Below are 20,550 nucleotides of genomic sequence, written 5' to 3' on the forward strand. Positions count from 1 at the left end.
ACTATTTTTCTTCTTTTGGATTTTCGATCATAGCCAAGATTTCGCGTAATTCTGCCGCCGAAATTTTTTCTTCCTTAGCAAAAAACGAAACCATATTTTTATAAGAACTATTGAAATAATTATCAATAGCGGTTTTCATATACTTCTTGCTATACGCTTCTAAAGTTACAATAGGGTAATATTGATGCGTATTTCCAAAAGCATTGTGCGCTACAAAACCTTTTTCCTCAAGATTACGAACAATAGTCGAAAGTGTATTATAGTGCGGTTGGTCTTCAGTAATTTCTGCCTGAATTTCTTTTACAAAAGCTTTTCTAAGCTTCCATAAAATGTGCATGATTTCTTCTTCTTTGTTGGTTAACTTTTGCATGTCTCCTAATTTTAATTCAAACTTACAACTATTTTTATAGTTACACAACTATAAAATTAGTTATTTAACTATTTTTTAAGTTTGAATTGCCATTTAGGCGCATGAAAATATTTCAATTTAAAATTAATAAATTGAATTTAAACGAGTTAAGTAAAAGTGAACTTTATGATTTTTTTTTGGTATCTACCAATTCATTAAGCCAAAAACAGCAAAGTAATGCTAGTAAACCCAGTGTCCCCATAATCAACCAATTGATTTGGTAGTCATAATGCGCAATAATTTCCAGTCCCGTTTTAGAACTGACAATATGAGCCAGACTGAAACTCATGGTGTAAAAACCCATATATTGGCCTTCCTGACCTTTTGGTGCGCGACTTAATGCTACCGCATTCACAAACGGGAAAGAGAAAATCTCTCCAAATGTGAGCAATACAATACTAATTACAAGGATTCCAACCCAAGAATCAAACAGCAAAATAAAATAGCCAGCGGCAATAAAAAAGGAACCGTAAGCAATATTTTTAATTTTATTTACTCCTTTTCGCTCCAGAGTACTTACAATAGGCATTTCTAATAGAAATACTAATAAACCATTTATAGATAAAAGCATACCAGTTTGAAATTCGCTAAGCCCAAATTTCTCATTATGATATAAAGGCAAAGTTGAAAATATTTGCAGAAAAACCATAAAAGTGACAAAACTGATAAAAAGCAGTAACCAAAAAGGTTTGTCTTTATAGATGGATTTTGGCAAATCTGATAAAACGATATTTTCGTTATTTATTGGTGTTTTCTTTTTTTCCTTAATATAAAATGCGAAAATTGAAATCGCAATCATACAAGTAATACCGTCAACCCAAAATAGGCCTTGATATCCCATTCCTATAATTATTAGTCCGCCTAAAGCCGGACCAGCAGTGAAGCCAAGATTTACGGCCAAACGTACTAAAGACAATGCACGAACTCTGTTTTCTGGTTTTGCGTATATACTTAGAGACACAAACATGGCAGGACGAAACATATCTGAAATTGCCATTATAATAAACATGGCGAAACACAATCCCCAAAATGTTGTAACAAATTGTAATAAGATAAATAGAATTCCGCTAGTAAAAAGACTGAAAATCATGATTTTGTAAAACCTAATTTTGTCACTCAATTTCCCTCCTAACCAGGAACCTAACATAGAACCTAATCCAAAGGAAACCATAATCCAGCCCACTTCGCCATAAGTAAATTGTAAGTCTTCTTTTAAATATTTAGATAAAAAGGGCAAAACCATTGTTCCTGCTCTATTGATAAAGGTAATTAATGCAAGAATCCAAACTTCGTGAGTGAAACCCTTAAAATTATTAATGTAGCGACCTAAGGCAGTTTTAAGCATTGTAAAATTATTCTTATTTGCAACAAAGTTAGGAAACTTTGTCACGTTTTGCCGTTGTTGCTTTGTTACTTTTGAACTATTTTTGCAGAAAATTTCTAAGATGAAAAAAGCAATTGTACTTGTTGCATTGATGATTTTGAATTTTGGCTATAGCCAAAAAAAGTTTAGTTACGCAAATGTTGCAAATTTTCAGACGACGATCAATTCTGAATATGCTGACGCTAAGACTAGTCCGTTGATGGAAGAGGATTTGAAGACTTTTAAATCTTTAGATTTTTATCCGATTAACGGAAAATATTTTGTGGTTGCAAAATTTGAAAAGGCAAAAAATGAAAAAGTTTTCGAAATGAAAACTACAGGAACCAGAACTCCTAAATATATAAAATACGGAACCTTGTCTTTTACTTTAGAAGGAAAAGCACTGAAGCTGAATGTTTACAGAAGTATTGATCTTTCAAAACAAGAGCAATATAAAGATCATTTATTTTTGCCTTTTTCAGACTTAACTTGCGGAAAAGAAAGCTATATCGGCGGAAGATATATTGATTTGAAAATTCCGAAGGGGAATACAATGGTAATCGATTTTAATCAAGCTTACAATCCATATTGTGCTTACAATCATAAATATTCTTGTCCATTGGTTCCTTTAGAAAATGATTTGAATATTGAAATCAAAGCGGGAGTTAAAACATTTCATTAATGGAATTCTTTAATTTTCATACGCATCAGTTTACAAATCAATCCAATGTATTGGAATTGGTTAATCAATATCCTCATGAATTCGATGCTTCTATTCCGTTTTATTCGATAGGCATTCATCCTTGGTATATTTCTGAAGAAAGACTGGAATCGGATTTGAAAATTATAGAAGAAAAACTGCAAACAGAAAATTGTTTAGCAATAGGCGAATGTGGATTAGACAAACGAATAGAACAACCTTTTGAAACTCAGATTTCAGTATTTGAAAAACAGTTGACTTTGGCCGAAAAATATAAAAAACCAGTTGTCATTCATTGTGTTGCCGCTTTTCAGGAAGTGATAGAAATAAAAAAGAAATTGAAAATTTCTGTTCCAATGATTATTCATGGTTTTTCGAGGAATAAGCAAGTTGCAGAACAATTAATAAAAGAAGGTTTCTATATTTCATTTGGAAAATATCTTCTAAAAAACCCGGAGCTTAAAACCGTTTTTCAGAATATTCCAAATGATAAATTTCTGTTAGAAACGGATACAATTGAAGAAAATATTCAACAGGTTTATGATTTAGCAGCAGCATATAAAGACTTAAATTTAAAAGAATTAAAAGGAATTATTTCTAGTAATTATAAAAGAATATTTGAGAAGAAGTAAGAAGTGAAATGTTTAAGGTAAAATATGTAAACCTGAAACAGAAAAATAAAAAACAACAAAAATTATAATATGGCAGAGTGGACAGAAAGAGCCGAGCTTTTATTTACAAAAGAAGGATTGGAAAACTTGCAGAAAGCAAATGTTTTAGTAGTAGGATTAGGGGGAGTTGGATCATTTGCAGCTGAATTTTTAGCGAGAGCCGGTGTAGGGAACATGACAATTGTTGATGGCGACGTAGTTGATATTACAAATATTAACAGACAATTGCCCGCTTTGCATTCAACTGTTGGCGAACCAAAAATTACGATTGTTGGTGATCGTTTAATGGATATTAATCCAGAATTGAAATTGACTCGTGTAAAAGAATTTTTATCGCCAGAACGTGCTTTTGAAATCGTTTCGCCAGAGTTTGATTATGTTTTGGATTGCATTGACAGTATTACTCCGAAATTAAATTTGATTATTGCAGCAAAACGCAAAAGAGTCAAAATTATAAGCAGCATGGGAGCAGGAGGAAAGATGCTGGCATCTAAAGTGAAAGTTGCAGATATTTCGAAAACAATCAATTGTTATTTTTCAAAAACAATCCGTAAAAGATTGAAGGCAGCAAAAATCAATAAATTGAAAGTGGTTTTCTCTTCTGAAATCCAAAATGAAAAAAGCTTAAAATTAACTGACGGAAAAAACTTCAAAAAATCTTTCTACGGAACAAACAGCTACATGCCTGGTTTATTCGGTCTTCATGCAGCGGAAACGGTTATTAGATATTTAATTTCGAAAGAATAATTAGAGTTGCTAAGATTCTGAGATTCTAAGTTGCTAAGATTTTATCTGAAAAACTTTGAAGTTCAGTTTCTGAGCACTTTAAAAGACTCGCAAGAACTTTGTTAAAGTTTTAAACTTTGACAAAGTTGTACGATAGCACAAAAAAAACTTAGCAACTTAGAATCTCAGCATCTTAGCAACTTAAAAAAAAATGATTAAAACAGTAATTTTTGATATGGACGGCGTAATTGTCGATACAGAACCCGTTCATCGTTATGCCTATTACAAACAATTTTCAGAGTTAAATATTGAAGTTTCAGAAGAAATGTACACTTCATTTACTGGATTTTCGACTCGAAATACATTTCAGACTTTAAAAGGATTTTTTCCCGTAATCGACCAAGAAGTCGAAGATTTGATTCAAAGAAAAAGAAGCATTTTCAATGATGCTTTTGATACGAAAGAAGATTTGTTTCTGTTAGAAGGTGTTGAAGATTTGATTAAAGATTTATATGCGAATAAAATTCAGTTGATTTTAGCTTCATCGGCGGCAAAAGTTACAATTGAAAGAGTTTTTACAAGATTCAATCTGCATCAGTATTTTTCACATATTGTGAGCGGAGAAGATTTTCCACAATCAAAACCCAATCCAGCAATTTTCAATCATGCGGCTTCTTTGTCAATTGCGCCAAAAGAGGAATGCATTATTATTGAAGATAGCACAAACGGTGTTAAAGCGGCAAAAGCAGCAGGAATTTACTGTATAGGTTACAGAAGCGAAAATTCAAACTTGCAAGATCTTTCAGATGCTGATTTGGTTATAAATCATTTCAGTGAATTAAATGCTCAAAAAATATCACAGATTACAGTCTGAATTAAGTTAAATTTAACATTTGTTACCTAATTGAATTTGTAAATTTGGACAGAAACAAATAAAACTCTAAAATGAAAAAAATACTTATTGCATTTGCGATACTAATAGCGCCTTTTGCTTCACAAGCACAGATAAAAACACCACAGGCGAGTCCAAAAGCTTACATCAAGCAAACTGTTGGTTTAACTGATGTTGAAGTGACGTACTCAAGACCAGGTGCAAGAGGAAGAGCAGTTTTTGGAAATTTAGTTCCGTTTGGAAAATTATGGAGAACTGGAGCTAATGAAAATACGATTATTAATTTTAGTGATGATGTTGTAATTGATGGAAAAACTTTGAAAAAAGGAAAGTACTCAATTTATACAATTCCTAAAATTGAAAGCTGGGAAATTATTTTTTACTTGTCTACAGACAATTGGGGATTGCCAGAAAACTGGAGCGATGCTTATGTAGCATTACGAACTACGGTTAAAGAAGAGGCATTGCCAACTCCGGTAGAAACTTTTACTATAGGAATTAATGGTTTAGATCAAAATTTCGCTTACTTGGAAATGGCTTGGGAAAACTCTCATGTTGCATTAAAATTTGAGGTTCCAACTGCCAAAACAGCAACTGCAAGTATAGAAAAAACTTTGGCTGGGCCAACATCAAATGATTATTACGCAGCAGCTCAGTATTTATTTTCATCTAACGGAAATATCGAAACAGCAAGAACTTATGTGGACAAATCGTTAGATATGGTTACAGAAAAACCTTATTACATCTTAAGATTGAAGTCAATTATTCAAGCAAAGCAAGGTGATAAAAAAGGTGCGATTGAAACTGCAAAAGCTTCATTAGCTGCGGCTGAAACAGCAAACAATCAAGATTATGTAAAAATGAACAAAGACAGTATCGCTGAATGGAGCAGATAAGTCTTTAAGCAAATTCCAATATTTAAATTACAAATTCCAAAGCTTTCATAGTTTTGGAATTTTTTTTTGGATTTTCTCAACCGCAAAGAACGCTAGTTTTATTTAGCGAATATAAAAAACGCAAAGTTCGCAAAGCTATATGAAATATTCTCTGCGAACTTTGCGTAAACCTTTGCGTTCTTTGCGGTTAGATTGTTATTTTAAGTTGAAACTTGAAACAAAAGAATCAATTCATACTAGGTGGTTCTGGAATTTTGATGTTTCTTTTAATTTTCTTTACTATTAACAAGTAGAAAGTGATTCCGCCTAAAATTATCAGCAATGCAATTTCCAGCTGTCCAAGGCTATTGTTGTCATTATACATTGCATTTGCGGCGGCAAGTTTTGCTTTTCCTTCTTTGATTTGAATTTCAGATAAAGATTCTAGGGTTTTTAAAGCCTGCTCGCATGCATAAGCAATTTTGCTCCAATTTTTATTTTCGACTTGAGTATTTATTTCTTTGCAGGAAGCCAGGAAAATATCAAAATGCTCTTTTTCCTTATTTGTCAAAACAGTTTTCGCATACAAATCATCAATATTGTGAATGATGTCCAATGTGTGATTAATTTCGTTTTTTTTGATATTGTCGCTCAAATCCAGTTTTTCTGCCTCGGCTTTTATAAAATGTAGTTCTTTCGAATATTGAAAAATATAATGTGCTACAACTAATCGGTCGTTGTAGATAGCATTTATGTTTTCGTTTACTTTTTTAGAATTTTCAAGCGTATTGAAGTTGCTCAAAATAATAATCAACATTACAATCAGCAAAATAAATGCAGCCTTAGTTTTATTGCTATATTTTTTCAAATCTTTCATAATGATGTATTATAAAGAAATAATCCTTTGCTAACCATTTTATTATCTATAAGTTCAATATTTTTAACAGCTCCTAATGGTGTTATTTTTATGGCTTTGCTTCCTTTAGGAGTATAAAAATAATAAAGACTGTTGGTGTTGATTAAAAATATTTCTTCAGATTCGCCACTATTATAATTGATTTTGTAATTGTAGCTTTCTTTGTGATCTCTAATCTTTTTTGCAGTAGCGTAACCGCCGGCGAGTCCGTAACCCAAGAAAAACGAGCAAAGTATCGCCGCGAGCGTTTTTACTGAAATACTATTGAAATAGCTTTTAGTTTCTTCGGGAGTTAGGCCCTCATTTTTTTTTAGTTCAAATGTTCTTATAATGAATTTCTTATCGCTATATTTTGCAAGCAACGACGGCAAATTATAGTGAAATATAAATAGCGAAAGTATAAAAATTAAAACTATCGGATTTGAAGTGAAAGTTGCAATCGGACTAATTAATATGTCCATAATTGTTGAGTATTTCAATATGTTTATTCCTAATTGATAATGAAAAATACACTCTTTAACAATTCCCATTATCACAAGAAAAAGGTAACCAAAAGGAAGCAATTTTTGAATATCGTCTGAAATTTTCATTCGCAGTTTTTTAGGTTCAAATTATAAATTGTCTTTGAACATCTAAAATAGTGTTTTTTACTTACAAATGAAGAAGAATTGGATTAGGAATAAAGTGTTTGTAATTTTCAGGAGCTATTTCCTGCTGTCCGCTATATCTTTTTTATGGCAGAAAAAGCCATAAAAAAGGATGCCGCTTCCATCAGGGCTAGGGCATTTCGGTTTTTTAGAATTATTATTTTGATCGAGATTGTTCAATTAATAATTTAGTCTGTTTATTTACAATTTCGGCACCTTTTATTAAAAAAGATGGGTTTGTACATTCTCCGTAACTAATGTAAACGAGATGATTGTCATCTGTCAAGTTTTCGTTTTTCTCGTTTGCATATAAAGAGCTATCCATACCCATAATCATGTGTACGGGATTTCCTTCTCTAAATAATTGAGTTGCTATTCCAACTAATCTTTTTTCTCCAACAAATTGAATTTCTTCTTCGTATGACAATAAATAACTACATGCCAAAATTGAACAAAATTTTATGTTTTTAAAAGCAGCATATTTTTCTAATATTTCAGCTCCTTGATTTAGATTTTCAAAACATTTTGTATAAAATTGGGCTGAGATCGAATTGTCTTCTGTTTCAATTGAATCTGAGGTATTTTGACATACAACTGATATGCTAAAAAGAAGAAAAATCGTGGATATAATTTTTTGTAACATAGTGACTAATTCCTTTTAGGTTTAGCAAACAATAAAAATGCAATAAAAACTACATTCAAAACTGGAATAAAATTAAAAATGATAAAAATTGGTTTTGCATTTAAATCTCTCAATCTTCTAGCTGTAACGGCCTGCATCGGAACGAACGTAAATAAAACAATAAAACAGCTGTAGAATAAATGCAAAATAGTTTCATTATTTAGATCAATCGTTTGATATAAATAAAAAGCAAGCATTTGCATGAGAATTGTAAAAAATGCATAAATTCCATATTCGATTCTTCCTGATTTTTCTAAAAAGGAAGAATAAAAGAAAAGCATATTTCTAAAATATTTCATCTAAATTTTACTCCAAAATTACATTATCAGAATCCGGTTTTTCTCTAAAAAACAAATATTGCAATACCAATGATAACGCAACAGTAAGGTTTGCACCAATAAAATTCAGCCATAAATATCCTAGTTTTTCCTGACCGCTTGGATAAATATAGATCATGAAATAATAAATCACAAAAATCGTCAATTGACTGATGATAGCACTAATAAACATCGACTTCGCTTGAACGCGCTTCAAATAAAATCCAACAAGGAATATTCCTAAAACGGTTCCGTAAAAAATAGAACCAATGATGTTTACAAGCTGTATCAAATTCTCGAATAACGTTCCAACGCAAGCAAAAAGAATCGCTACAACTCCCCAAAAAAGCGTGAAGAATTTAGTCGCCATCAAATAATGTTTATCTGATTTTTCGGTTTTTACATTTCGTTTGTAAATATCAATTGCTGTTGTTGAAGCTAAAGCATTTAGTCCAGAAGCAGTCGACGACATTGCAGCTGAAAGAATTACAGCAAGCAATAAACCAATAAGGCCTTTTGGCAAATAATGCAGAATGAAATGGAAAAAAACATAATCCTTGTCATTGGTTTCGCTATTGCTGTCAGCTTTTGAAATGATTTCTTTTGCTTTGTCGCGCAAATCCTTTTCTTTGTTTGACAACGCAACCAATTCTTTTCTTAAAATCGGATTGTCGTAATCCTGATTCAACTGATCAATATACAATAAGTTGATTACTTTTTTATCTTCAGAAAGTTTGTCAAGTCTTTTTTCTAAAGCATGATATTCTTCTTTATATGCTGATTTTTCAATTACCGTTTTATTATTCGGATTAAAGTTTAAAGGCACTGGATTGAATTGGAAAAAAACAAAAACCATAACTCCTGTCAGTAATATGAAAAACTGCATCGGAACTTTTAAAAGTCCGTTCATGATTAGTCCCATTTGGCTTTCCTTTACGGATTTCCCAGATAAATAACGTCCAACTTGTGATTGATCCGTACCAAAATAGGAGAGAGCCAAGAAGAAACCACCAGTTATACCACTCCAAAAAGTGTATTTTTCTTCTGGATCAAAAGAGAAATCAACAATATTCATTTTGTCATTTGCGCCTGCAATATGCATGGCACTTGTAAATGTCATATCGTTTGGCAAATAGTGCAAAATCAAGAAAAAAGTGATAAACATTCCTGAAATAATCACAAACATTTGCTGTTTCTGCGTTACGTTTACTGCTTTTGTTCCTCCAGAAAACGTATAAATAATCACCATAACTCCAATGATTATATTCATCACAGTCAAGTTCCAGCCCAATAATGCCGATAAAATAATTGCCGGAGCATAAATGGTAAGTCCGGTTCCTAAACCTCTTTGTACTAAAAATAAAATTGCAGCAAGAGAACGAGTTTTTACATCAAATCGCTTTTCAAGAAATTCGTAAGCTGTATAAACTTTATTTTTATGATATAACGGAATAAAAGTGGCGCAAATTACAATCATGGCGATTGGCAATCCAAAGTAAAATTGCACGAATCCCATTCCGTCATGATAAGCCTGCCCAGGAGTTGACAAAAACGTAATAGCACTCGCTTGCGTTGCCATTACTGAAAGCCCAACAGTATACCATGGCGTTTCATTGTTTCCTAAAATAAAATCTTCAACATTTTTACTCCCTTTGGTTTTCCAAGAACCATATCCAACAATGAATAAAAGTGTAACAATAAGTACGATCCAATCAAATAGTTGCATAGGTTAAGAGTATAATTGCATGATTAAGAAGAAAATAAGGATATAAATAGCATTTGCCACCAAAACATAGGTGTAGCTTTTTTTCCATTTTTTTGTTTTTTTAGCTTCCATTTTACAAACGTTTTATTGCTTAAATTCTTGTTTAGGAGCTTCTACTGGCTGTTTCAACGAAATTATATTTGATAATAATCGGTATGCGCCGGCAACACCTTCTGGCAATTCTCTAAAAAAGCTTAAACCGGTGTAAATATAATATCCTTTTCCGTATGGCGCTACTAACAAAGCACCATCTTTTGGAGATTCACCTTTGTCGTGCGATGATATAATAGGAGTGAAGGCTGCATCATATTGATCTGGATAATACAAACCTTGTTCTTGAGTCCAACCTTGAAAATCCTTTTCGCTGATTTTATTAGGCGTATTTAAAACTGGGTGATTTGGAGCTAGAAATGTGATTTTAGCATTTTCTTCAGTCACTCGATCATTTGAAACTTTTAGCGGATATGGCGCAATTTGATCCGTAACCATTTTGCCATATGTATTGTATTGTACAATCATATTTTTACCGCTTTTCACAAAATCAAAAAGTATTTTTTGTTTGTTCGCCAAAGCATTAACAGTGTTGTAAGCACGAATTCCTGTAATAACAGTGGCAAAAGAATCCAAACGTTCTGGCGTAATTTCTTCCGGTTTCAGAATCGTAACTTTATATCCCATTTGCGCTAAACTTTCTGGAACTTCGTCACCTGCGCCCATAATGTATGCAATGGCATCGCCCGAAGTTTTTAAATCAATTCTAATACATTTTGATTCGGCTGATTTTAAAACCATTTGTTTTGTAATATGGCTGTATTCTATAACCGTTTCATCTTTATCAAAACGTTTATTGTCAGTAATTGCAACAGCTTTGGCAACCGCTTCTTCTGGATTTACTGGAGGTGTAACTTCAAAATAAAAGATTTGCTCGTTTCCTTTTTTATCTAACGAAAATGGAATCTGTTTTGGAGAAACTACCCAACTTTTTGGCAATTCTAATTGCAGATTTCCTTTTATTCCATCTTTTCCAGCACGAACTTTTACCGGAATCATTTTAGTTTTCGTATCCTTAAAAATTAGAACTTTTTCTGGTATAGAAGTGGTTACTTCAGGGACAATATCTAAGAAATTGTACATTTCACCTTTTACTCCATCATTGTATTTGTAAACAACAGTGCGCTCAAACGGAATTTCAACGCCATTTATTTTTACATTAAAAACAACTTTAACTTCTCTGATGATATCTGGAATTCCAATAATTTCCTGATTTGAAACCGTGTACATTCCAACAGTTGCTTTTTCTTTTAACCAATAAGGTTGCGTGTATTCAATTGTTTCAGGAAGCTGTAATTGAAGATTTATTTTTTGATCGTTGTTGTTTTTTAAAATACGGTTTTGAGCAGTTGTTTTATTATCTGGCAAAGTCGTAATACTGACTAATTCCATTTCAATAGCACATCTATTGATTGCTTCAAGATTAAGTTTAATTGTACTTCCAGGAGTTGCTTCTTGTTCGCTCGCAACTGCTTCAAGATATAAACCTGAGCATGATGCAATAATATTTTTAATTGCATTTGCTTTTAAAGGTTTCCAATGATCATCATCTAAAGCTTCAATCATTGTGTATGCTTTTATCAAATCAGGAATACTTGCTGATGGATTGCTGAAATCATATTTTGAGATGATTTTAGAAATTAACTCTCCAATTGGTTTTCCGTTTTTAACACGGTTCCAAGAAGTATCGATTCCGTCAAACAAATTATCTCTTTCTTTTGGAGTTTCCCCGTTTATAAGTTCCAAATATTCTGTTTCTTCACCACGCGCACCTGTACTTCCAAAACCTTGCGATTGATGACGGCTTCGGCTTAAAGCGGCAATTTCTTGATTTGATTTCCCAATTCCCGTATAGTAAACTCCAGTTTCTAGTTTGGTGAATTTTGATTTATTGGCAGCGTCAAATTTTTCTTGGCTTCCATAAAACCACCAAGACGGATTAAAAAATTGACGTTTTACTTGCCAAGGCGTAACATATTTTAATTGTTCTGGATATATTTTCGGATCATTTGTAAGCTTATAGCTTTCAACACTCAACATTGCCGATGATGTATGATGCCCGTGTGTTGTTCCTGGAGAACGATGATCAAAACGGTTTATGATTACATCGGGTTGAAATTTTCTGATGGTCCAAACTACGTCGGCAAGAACTTTGTCTTTGTCCCAAATTTCCAATGTTTCGCTTGGATTTTTTGAAAAACCAAAATCATTCGCACGAGAGAAAAATTGTTCTCCACCATCAATTTTTCGGGCTTCAATCAATTCCTGAGTTCGTATAACACCTAATAATTCACGTAATTGCGGACCAATTAAATTTTGCCCTCCATCACCGCGCGTCAATGACAGATATCCAGTTCTTGCATTCATTTCATTTGCCATATACGAAATCAAACGCGTGTTTTCGTCATCAGGATGTGCTGCAACATATAAAACAGAACCTAAAAAATTTAATTTCTTGATTTGATTGTAAATTTCTACAGAACTTGGTTTCTGTGGTTGTTGTGCAAAAGAAATTGAAATCCCTGTTAAAAAAAATGAAAGAATTAGTAACTGAATTTTTCGCATAGCGTGGTTAGTGTTTTTGAAAGTGCTTCAAAAATAGTAATTATATTTTTGAAGACTATTTAAATGAATTGTTAATGTTTGGTTATTGATTTCCTTTTTTAAGAAAAACTACCCCACAAAAAAAATGCCATCAGATTGTCTCCGATAGCATTTTTTTTAAAGAATTGATTTAATAAATTAAATCAGGTGGTATTTCTTAGGATTACAGAAAATTATTTCAATTTGTTTTCTGTGTCATTGTACGTTCCAGTAATAGTAACGCCACTATTTTTAGTCACTTTACCGTAAATGGTAATTGACGAATTGTTTCCAATAAAATTAATTTTTGCACCGCTGTTCAATCTTAAGTCCCCCCAGATTACTACAGAACCTTCAACTTGAAGTAAGGCATTGCTGTTTATAATAAGTTCAGTTGGATTTGATTGTTGGTATTTACCTTGAGCCAAACTTCCTGTCATATTAAAAGTTCCTCCACTATTTAAAATTAAAGTATTTTGAACAGAGATTGATCCGCAATGCGTTAAAACACCTCCAGAATTTACAATTATAGAGTTGATTGCAGTTGAACCATTATATGATTTCACTTCGTTTGAGTTCAAAATCAGATCTTTACCTTGGTTGTAAACACCATATGAAGAACAATTTGCGAAAGTAGTGTTTGGTTTTTCCATCTTAATGATTTTTAAACCGCCTTTTCCACTCGCAACATAAATATAGTTTCCGCTAGATTTTACATAGTTTGATGAACCTGTAATTCCAACAGTTCCAACTAAACTATATGGAGTTCCTGATTTATAAACGTTTAATCCTGCAGCGCCGTTTGCTACAAAAGCATATCCGTCGTTTACAGAAACAGCATTTGTTACATTATCACCTCCAGCAGAAGCCAAACCGATTGTTTGCAATTTTGATCCGCTGTTAATATCATAGATTCCTAAACCATTGTATCCTTCAGAAACCAATAATTTTGTTCCGTCAAAATCAATTGTTCTTTTTGCAGCACTTACATCAGTACTTGTCGCAAAAGATTTTTGAAGCGCAAGAGTCGATTCATTATAAATATTTACACCTTTTTTACCGCTTAAAGTAACAATTTTGTCACCACTTAGCGCTACTGTACGCAAATCTTCTACGGCAACTTTTGAAGTTATTGCTTTTGTAGAATTACTGATTTTAAACAAGCTTCCTGTATCACCAGTTACTGCAAAATAAGAAGATGAATTTGCAGCAACATCAGTTGTTGCATGGCTTTCCAGTTTAGTTACTGTGTATTTGTCTGTTAACATTCCGGAACTTAACTGCATATTGATTACAATTGCAGGGTTTGTCAATGTTGCATCTTTATCGATGTCTTTTGCTCCAGCAATAATTAAATTTCCGTTAGAATAAGTAAGCGATGTAATATCTGTATTTGCAATTAAAGCAGATGTAAGCAATTTAGGTTTATAAGGATCTGTAACATCGATAACATCGATTGCTCATGAATAGGCTTCTCCCATCATTGTATAAGCTACATAAGCATAGTTTCCATTTACAGCTACATGATTTGCTTGCAAAGTTCTTCCGTTGCCGTCTGTTGGAGGATTTATTTCTGCAATTTGAACCAAAGGCAAATCAGTTGTTGATTGCGTTGCTAATCCTTTTGCAGTTGAAGTGTTGGTAATTGAAATAACTCCTGAGTTTGTGTAATCAAGTCTTTTGTTTAAAGAAGTTGCATCACTATTAATTGTAATGCCATTTTCTGTTGCTTGATTTCCTGAATTGTCATCATTGTTGTCACAAGAGATAAAAAATGACGTAGTTAATAAGGCGAATAGATAGAATTTATTTTTCATAAACAACTGAAATTTAAAATAATGCGCAAATATAAGTCACAAAAGTAATAGAATAGGACAATTATTATAAATATAATTGATTTTGTCATCATTTTTAAATATTAAATAACAAATTAACATTTGGAAAATATAATATGCATGCATAAAAAAAGAGTATCATAATTTTTGATACTCTTTTGTGTTGAATTCTAGATATTTATCAATTATCTTCTTCCATGCCCATGGTGATCATCGTGATCATGGTCGTCGCGATCGTGTTTGTCATGGTGTTTGTCGTAGTGTTTGTCATAATGTTTATAATCTCTGCGGTCATATCCATAAACCGGTCTTGGGTTGTATGGTCTTTGAGGAGCTCCGTGATAACCTTTATAGTATTTCACTCTATGGCGATCAAAGTATACATAAGGTGTTCTTCCGTGGTAATCAGTTAAAACTACTTTGTAACCTCCATATAAATCATAGTTTCTATACTGTCTTGGCAAATAAGTGGTTCTAACCCATCTTCCGCCTCCAAAATATATAAATTGTGAAGCTCTTACATCATAGTATGCTTCGATGTCTGGTAAATAATAATATTCCATTTCAGAATATCCTGCAGGTCCCCAAGCTGGTGGCGTACCTATATTTACGTTGATTGATACTTGGGCTTGCGTGGCATTTGCAACCAAAAGAAATAATCCGGCGATTGCTATTTTTAGCGTTTTCATTTTTTCTAAAGTTTTAATGTTACTCTTGTCTAGTAGTATTCATATACTGTGCCAAAAATAAAAACTGAATGCATTTCGTCGGATAAAATTAGCCGTTTAACGAGTGGGAAGGCGCTAAATACTTGGTAATCTATTGATTTTTAATTTGTTCTGAAATATTTAAAAAAGATAAAAAAATATAAAAAAAATGCTTCTACTTGTAATCTACAATTCTTGGCTTTGACAGCTCAAAATTCATTAAACCAAAGTCTGTTGTTTCAAAAGTATTGGTTTTGAAAACGTTATCTCCTTCAAATGGAATAGTAGGATAATAGGACAGTGATAACTGAAAGGAACTGAATACCAAATAGTCATTGCTTACAATCACGCCAAGTGTAAATTTTGAATACGCTTTGTTTCTTCCCATAGCATTATTGGGACTTCCTAAAACGGCGACTGAATAATTAAAAAACGGATTCAGACGAAAACCTAAAAGTGCATTTGGCGAATAGGTCTGCGTTTGAAGTGATAAAACCATTTTATTGGTTCCGTAAATAGCGCTGTTGAAACCCGCCAGTCCGTTTTGTTCGTTTATATTTAATTGATCGCCGATAATATCTTCGCGATTGACACCAATTACTACTTTGGGATTCACGAATTGTCTTAATTTCCAAGTACCAATGCTGTAAAGTTTTGTAAAATAGTTGGTTTCTATAGAAAATGCCGTTTCATAGGTTTTGGAATCATGAAAAAAAGTTCCACCTTCAAAATTGGCACTTAAAAACCCAAGCCGATAATAATTTCCAAAAGAAAACTGACCACCAATGTAAGGCCTCCACATTTGATTTTTGTACTGATAGCCAAATGTAGCGCCATAGATTCGGCCAATTGGTACGTCTTCGGTTTGGCCATTTCTAAATATGTAATTGTCTTTTATAAATCGACGAGTGTTAATTCCGACACCCGATAAAATCAATTTTTGATCGGAATAAAAGTTAGTTGGATCATATAATTCCGTTGGACTTTCACTATAATTAACATTAAGAAATCGGCCGGAAACGATTAAATTCGTGATTCCTTTGTCTTCATCTTCAAAAACTTTATATGCTTTTCCTGCCCAAAAATCTTGAAAATTATACTTGAAAGGTTGATAAGCATACGACATATCAGGAGCCTGCAAAGTATCCTTTCTGAAATTCTGACCCACATAGATTCCACCTGCCCATTTGGTCAGTGGAGAATAAAATAATCGCTCGATATTAATGCTTTTGGTATAATTGTTATCAAGATCCATTTTGTAGTTCAGCGTGGTTCCTATATAAGTATTCTTGATATTTGGAATGGTATAAGTAACATCATTCCCGTTTGCGCCATCGTCAAAACGATTTGTAAAACGATACTCCAATTGCTGGCCTGATCCAAAGAAATCTTTTTCCTTAAACCCGACAGAAACTTGATTGCTCGATATTGAGAACCTCGGAATTGTACTCCAAGAATCCAGCACTCTAATCGTAACATCAACAGAATCTGATGCTACACCAGCCAATTTATGGGTAATTCTTACCGCCGTGACATATTTTTGAGATCGTATCAAACGTTCGGTTTCTTGTACTTTATAACTGTCGTAAACGGTGTTTCGCTTAAATAAAAGCAAGTTGTAAATGGCAATTTTTTTTGTTTTTAGATGAAGTCTGTTCCCTGTTCGTTCACCCCAATTTTTGGGCATTTGAGTAGTATCTGTGATCGAATGGCCAAAAGGATCGAGTGTCACAATATTTATTTTTCGGATGATTTTTCCATCGTAATTTGAAGTATCACTTGGTATGAGCAGTTCTTCTTTCTTTTTAGGTTTATTGGTTCTGAAAAAAAGTTTGTGAAGTGTTTTAGTAAAAGTATTTTTTTTAGAATAATTTCGGATTCTATCGTAAACTCCAGTAGTATCTTTTTTTACTGAAGGATTTTTTTTTATGCTATCTGATTGTCCATAAGTGCTTTGTAAACAAAAGCATAACAAAAAGAAAACGATTATTTTTTTGTTTAAAAACATTCAGATAGAATTTCACTTATTTTAACACAGTTTGTAATATGAATTTAGGGTAAAAATTGCTGTTATTTATAAAATTAACTGGTTTTTAACTGACACCTTTTGTTTTTTTAGCACGCCAAGTGAATTTTCTGGGTACATGATTGCCCATCAAATACCCCCAGGCTTCCATCGATTCAATTCGGTCAAATATAATTTTTAATATCGCTAAAAGTGGAATGGCTAAAAACATTCCTGCAATTCCGCCACCTGCACCACCAATTATAATTCCAATAATAGAAACAAATGCATTGATTTCGACTTTAGAATTAATGATTAACGGAACTAATAAATTGTTATCAATCAGCTGCACAATAATATTTACTACAAGAATTCCCAGAATAATTGAAGTTTCACCAGATCCTGTTAACGAAGCTAAAACGGTAATAATTCCAGCAATAAATATCCCGATGTACGGAATAAGATTTAAAATTCCTGTTATCAATCCAAGTAAAATAAAATATTTTACACCAATAATCCAAAGTCCCAAACTTGTCAAAACGGAGACGATTATCATTTCTAAAATCAGACTTGCAATGTAATTATTTATTGAAACTTTAATTTGAGATAGAATATCTTTTAAGGTTGAATGGTTTTCTTGGTCGATTAATTTGGCTAAAAAAAGAATAAAATGATCTTTATAAATTAAAAACAAGAAGGTATAAATTGGAATAATGGTGCAGTCTAAAAGCAAATCAGTAATTGAAATTAGCGCCGAACTAATTGTCGCATTTCCATTTTTTACAGAATCTTTAGTTACGTTATCAATATATTTTTTCTGTTCGCCAATGCTTACATTAAAATTGTCTTTAATAAACCGATGAAGATCAGCAATAAAAGCATTGGCATTTTTTTTGATCGTCTCAAAATCATTAGCCATATCGCGGACTTCGAACGAAATAAAAACTAAAATTCCAACAATAAAAGCAGCAAAAGCCAAAACACAAATTATTGCCGCCAAATGTCTCGGGAACCTTAATTTTTTATTTAAAAAGCTAAAGATCGGCAACAATAAAACTGCAAACAAAAATGCCATCAACACTGGAGTTATAACATCTTTGGCAATACAGAAAATATAAGCAAACGAAATTAGAGTTATTAATATACAAGCAAGCTTTGCATAAAAAGGCAATTTTATAGGCTGAGTCATTTTTGTGAATTTTTGAATAAACGTAAATTGGCTTAAACAAATATTACACTTAAAATCAGGATTTGTGTTTTATGTTTTTTGTTTTGGATTATAAAATTTCCATTCAAAAATTAGTCAAAAAACTCTTTATCTTCGTATTTTGCTGGCATTATAGAAATTCCTTTTTGTAGTAAAAGGTTATTTGGGAAAATAATTCGTTCGCCTTCTTTGGTCTTCAAATTGACATGAAAGGCGCTGATGTCTTCAATTTCGGCTTCAATAGGGAAGTCCTTGTCGTGGATTTTAATAGTGTCTCCGATTCTGAAAGGAAAGGAAAAGAACAGGATTATTCCAGAAGTAATGTTACTTAAAATTGACCACTGCGCAAACATAGCAACACCAATTACAGTTGCAATTGAAGAAACGTAGAAAAAAATATCTTTAGTGTCAACTCCCCAGATTACAATTAGGCAAATTGCTACCAATATATTCATCAAAATATGAACATATTTAATTACGAGATTTGTTCTATGTTCTAGCAATTGGCTGCTGCTGGCATAACGTCTAATTAATTCAGCAACGATAATTCTTAGGGCGACTAAAATTAAAAGCAGTATAACAGTAGCTAGTATTTCCTGACTATATTCTTTAAAAGAAAACATATAATGATTTTTATACTAAAGTACTCAAATATTCGTAAACTTTAGCGGTTGGAAGTCCCATAACATTAGTGTAAGAACCTTCGACTTTTGCAACGGCCATAAAACCAAACCATTCCTGAATGCCATAAGCTCCAGCTTTGTCATAAGGTTTGTAATTTTCGATGTAATACAAAATGGCTTCGTCTGATAAATCATTAAATGTTACTTTTGTTACATCATTTATTACCGTAGAAGTATTTTCTGTTCTAAAGCAAACTGATGTAAATACTTCATGTGTTGCATTCGACATTGATTTGATCATTTCAAAAGCTTCTTCTGCATTTTTTGGTTTTCCTAAAGCTTTATCCTGATGCCATACAATTGTATCGCTAGTGACCAAAATTTCATTTTCTTTTAATTCGCCATCAAACGCACTGGCTTTCAACGCTGCCAGATAATCGGTGATTTCTACGGCTTTTAATTCTGGTGGATAAATTTCTTCAACATCTTTTAAGCGAATTTCGAAATCTAAATCCAAATCCTTGAAAAATTGCTGTCTTCTTGGTGATCCTGATGCCAGAATCAAAGTATATTTTTTTAGTTTTTCTTTAAGCATTGTAATGGATGTTTAACGTAATTACCAAAATTGACAAAATCCCGAAAAGTAAAATCAGTTTTAAAACGGTACTCAAATGATGAAATTCCTTTTGTGTTTTTGCCGTGAATATTTTGACAATAAAATATAATAAAGGCGCGAGAACAGTAGCAAAACCGTATAAAGTGGCAATATAAAGCTTATTATGCATGAAATATTCATTGATATAAAGCAACGACAAAATAAACGGAATTATAGCAAATCCTAAAGCAATTTTAGCCGCTCGGCTATTGCCAATTGCAATTGGTAAAGTATTCATTCCTTGATTGTAATCGCCATTTACATCTTCAATATCTTTAACTATTTCTCTCACGAAATTTATCATAAAAGCAAAAAGCGCATAATCGATCAAAATCGAAAACAAACTTGCCATTTGCGCTTGGTTTTCAGCATTTGTTGCTGGAAACAAGTCAAAAACACCAATGATAATAACGCTTAAAGCCAAAAGCAACGCTACAATAAAATTGCCTAAAATCATAATTTGTTTTAAGCTCGTAGAATAAAAATAAAGCAATGAAGCAATCAGAATGAAAATTGTCGCAAAACTTGGCCTCAAAATAACATTCGACAAATAAAAACCAATAGCAACTCCAGTAATATTCAATGCGATGTAAATATTATAAGCTCTAGTTTCGGAAATTTCTTTGCCAATAATAACTTTATTTGGTTTATTGATTGAATCTGTTGCGACATCAAAAATATCGTTGATAACATAACCGGCAGCTGCTAATAAAACAGTGCTTAAAACCAATAATCCATACTGCCAATCGGCCAAGGCAAGTGGAATATTTTGCTGTTTTAAAAAGGCATAACGAAACAAGACCTGCATGAAAGCAAGCATCAACAAATTTTGATAACGAACTAGTTTTAAGTATTTCATTTTTTAAGGTTCTAAGGAGCTAAGGGGCTAAGTTGCTAAGTTTTTTAATTGATAATCAGTAA

At 32.5% G+C, this 20,550-nt stretch carries 21 protein-coding genes; 5 read left to right on the top strand and 16 right to left on the bottom strand.

The genetic code is table 11. From position 1 onward, the window contains the following. Position 1 precedes the first annotated feature (1 nt). Both EYY60_RS19220 and EYY60_RS19225 read right to left on the bottom strand, forming a co-directional pair. Positions 2 to 370: a BlaI/MecI/CopY family transcriptional regulator gene (locus tag EYY60_RS19220; RefSeq protein WP_132990907.1), complete on the bottom strand. Its 369-nt coding sequence runs from the start codon at positions 368 to 370 to the stop codon at positions 2 to 4. 163 nt (positions 371 to 533) lie between these two features. Further along, a complete protein-coding gene (locus EYY60_RS19225; RefSeq protein WP_132990908.1) occupies positions 534 to 1,754 on the bottom strand; it encodes an MDR family MFS transporter in 1,221 nt (406 codons plus the stop codon). A gap of 100 nt (positions 1,755 to 1,854) precedes the next feature. Between EYY60_RS19225 and EYY60_RS19230 the strand changes: the two genes are divergently transcribed. From EYY60_RS19230 to EYY60_RS19250, 5 genes are all read left to right on the top strand, one after another. After that, positions 1,855 to 2,454: a DUF1684 domain-containing protein gene (locus EYY60_RS19230; RefSeq protein ID WP_132990909.1), complete on the top strand. Its 600-nt coding sequence runs from the start codon at positions 1,855 to 1,857 to the stop codon at positions 2,452 to 2,454. Further along, positions 2,454 to 3,104 carry a TatD family hydrolase gene (locus EYY60_RS19235; protein WP_132990910.1) on the top strand — a complete coding sequence of 217 codons (651 nt, stop codon included), beginning with the start codon at positions 2,454 to 2,456 and terminating at the stop codon, positions 3,102 to 3,104. Before EYY60_RS19230 ends, EYY60_RS19235 begins: the two co-directional genes overlap by 1 nt. Before the next feature lie 69 nt (positions 3,105 to 3,173). Further along, positions 3,174 to 3,890, top strand: coding sequence for a tRNA threonylcarbamoyladenosine dehydratase (locus EYY60_RS19240; RefSeq protein ID WP_132990911.1), 717 nt, complete (start codon positions 3,174 to 3,176; stop codon positions 3,888 to 3,890). A 190-nt stretch (positions 3,891 to 4,080) separates the two neighbouring features. Further along, on the top strand, positions 4,081 to 4,743 hold the full coding sequence (locus tag EYY60_RS19245) for an HAD family hydrolase (protein WP_132990912.1): 663 nt from the start codon (positions 4,081 to 4,083) through the stop codon (positions 4,741 to 4,743). Positions 4,744 to 4,814: 71 nt separating this feature from the next. Then, positions 4,815 to 5,657 (top strand): DUF2911 domain-containing protein, encoded by an 843-nt coding sequence (locus EYY60_RS19250; RefSeq protein WP_132990913.1) that lies wholly within the window; start codon positions 4,815 to 4,817, stop codon positions 5,655 to 5,657. A 226-nt stretch (positions 5,658 to 5,883) separates the two neighbouring features. Here the strand turns inward: EYY60_RS19250 and EYY60_RS19255 are convergent, their stop codons facing one another. The 14 genes from EYY60_RS19255 to EYY60_RS19315 form a co-directional block, all read right to left on the bottom strand. After that, the gene (locus EYY60_RS19255) at positions 5,884 to 6,513 is read right to left on the bottom strand and encodes an MCP four helix bundle domain-containing protein (RefSeq protein WP_132990914.1); all 630 of its coding nucleotides are present in this window, start codon (positions 6,511 to 6,513) and stop codon (positions 5,884 to 5,886) included. After that, positions 6,510 to 7,142, bottom strand: coding sequence for a hypothetical protein (locus EYY60_RS19260; protein ID WP_132990915.1), 633 nt, complete (start codon positions 7,140 to 7,142; stop codon positions 6,510 to 6,512). Before EYY60_RS19260 ends, EYY60_RS19255 begins: the two co-directional genes overlap by 4 nt. Before the next feature lie 214 nt (positions 7,143 to 7,356). Next, positions 7,357 to 7,842: a hypothetical protein gene (locus tag EYY60_RS19265; RefSeq protein ID WP_132990916.1), complete on the bottom strand. Its 486-nt coding sequence runs from the start codon at positions 7,840 to 7,842 to the stop codon at positions 7,357 to 7,359. 5 nt (positions 7,843 to 7,847) lie between these two features. Continuing rightward, complete coding sequence (locus EYY60_RS19270) at positions 7,848 to 8,180, bottom strand: DUF805 domain-containing protein (protein ID WP_132990917.1); 333 nt, start codon at positions 8,178 to 8,180, stop codon at positions 7,848 to 7,850. Between the two features lie 7 nt (positions 8,181 to 8,187). Next, a complete protein-coding gene (locus tag EYY60_RS19275; RefSeq protein WP_132990918.1) occupies positions 8,188 to 9,924 on the bottom strand; it encodes a sodium:solute symporter in 1,737 nt (578 codons plus the stop codon). A gap of 123 nt (positions 9,925 to 10,047) precedes the next feature. Beyond that, entirely contained in the window at positions 10,048 to 12,579 is a 2,532-nt protein-coding gene (locus EYY60_RS19280; protein WP_132990919.1) for a PIG-L family deacetylase, read from the bottom strand. Positions 12,580 to 12,791: 212 nt separating this feature from the next. Beyond that, complete coding sequence (locus EYY60_RS19285; protein ID WP_235832364.1) at positions 12,792 to 14,015, bottom strand: LVIVD repeat-containing protein; 1,224 nt, start codon at positions 14,013 to 14,015, stop codon at positions 12,792 to 12,794. A 42-nt stretch (positions 14,016 to 14,057) separates the two neighbouring features. Continuing rightward, positions 14,058 to 14,414 carry a hypothetical protein gene (locus EYY60_RS22475; RefSeq protein ID WP_235832365.1) on the bottom strand — a complete coding sequence of 119 codons (357 nt, stop codon included), beginning with the start codon at positions 14,412 to 14,414 and terminating at the stop codon, positions 14,058 to 14,060. A gap of 203 nt (positions 14,415 to 14,617) precedes the next feature. Further along, entirely contained in the window at positions 14,618 to 15,121 is a 504-nt protein-coding gene (locus tag EYY60_RS19290; protein WP_132990920.1) for a hypothetical protein, read from the bottom strand. Between the two features lie 193 nt (positions 15,122 to 15,314). After that, positions 15,315 to 17,147: a hypothetical protein gene (locus EYY60_RS19295; protein WP_132990921.1), complete on the bottom strand. Its 1,833-nt coding sequence runs from the start codon at positions 17,145 to 17,147 to the stop codon at positions 15,315 to 15,317. Between the two features lie 85 nt (positions 17,148 to 17,232). Continuing rightward, positions 17,233 to 18,333, bottom strand: coding sequence for an AI-2E family transporter (locus tag EYY60_RS19300; protein ID WP_132990922.1), 1,101 nt, complete (start codon positions 18,331 to 18,333; stop codon positions 17,233 to 17,235). 110 nt (positions 18,334 to 18,443) lie between these two features. Then, positions 18,444 to 18,974 carry a mechanosensitive ion channel domain-containing protein gene (locus EYY60_RS19305; protein ID WP_132990923.1) on the bottom strand — a complete coding sequence of 177 codons (531 nt, stop codon included), beginning with the start codon at positions 18,972 to 18,974 and terminating at the stop codon, positions 18,444 to 18,446. A 10-nt stretch (positions 18,975 to 18,984) separates the two neighbouring features. Next, the gene (locus EYY60_RS19310) at positions 18,985 to 19,569 is read right to left on the bottom strand and encodes a Maf-like protein (protein ID WP_132990924.1); all 585 of its coding nucleotides are present in this window, start codon (positions 19,567 to 19,569) and stop codon (positions 18,985 to 18,987) included. Beyond that, on the bottom strand, positions 19,562 to 20,488 hold the full coding sequence (locus EYY60_RS19315; RefSeq protein ID WP_132990925.1) for a geranylgeranylglycerol-phosphate geranylgeranyltransferase: 927 nt from the start codon (positions 20,486 to 20,488) through the stop codon (positions 19,562 to 19,564). Before EYY60_RS19315 ends, EYY60_RS19310 begins: the two co-directional genes overlap by 8 nt. Positions 20,489 to 20,550: the final 62 nt, after the last annotated feature.

It is taken from the genome of Flavobacterium zhairuonense (assembly GCF_004352915.1).
In the GTDB taxonomy this organism is placed as follows: Bacteria; Bacteroidota; Bacteroidia; order Flavobacteriales; family Flavobacteriaceae; genus Flavobacterium; species Flavobacterium zhairuonense.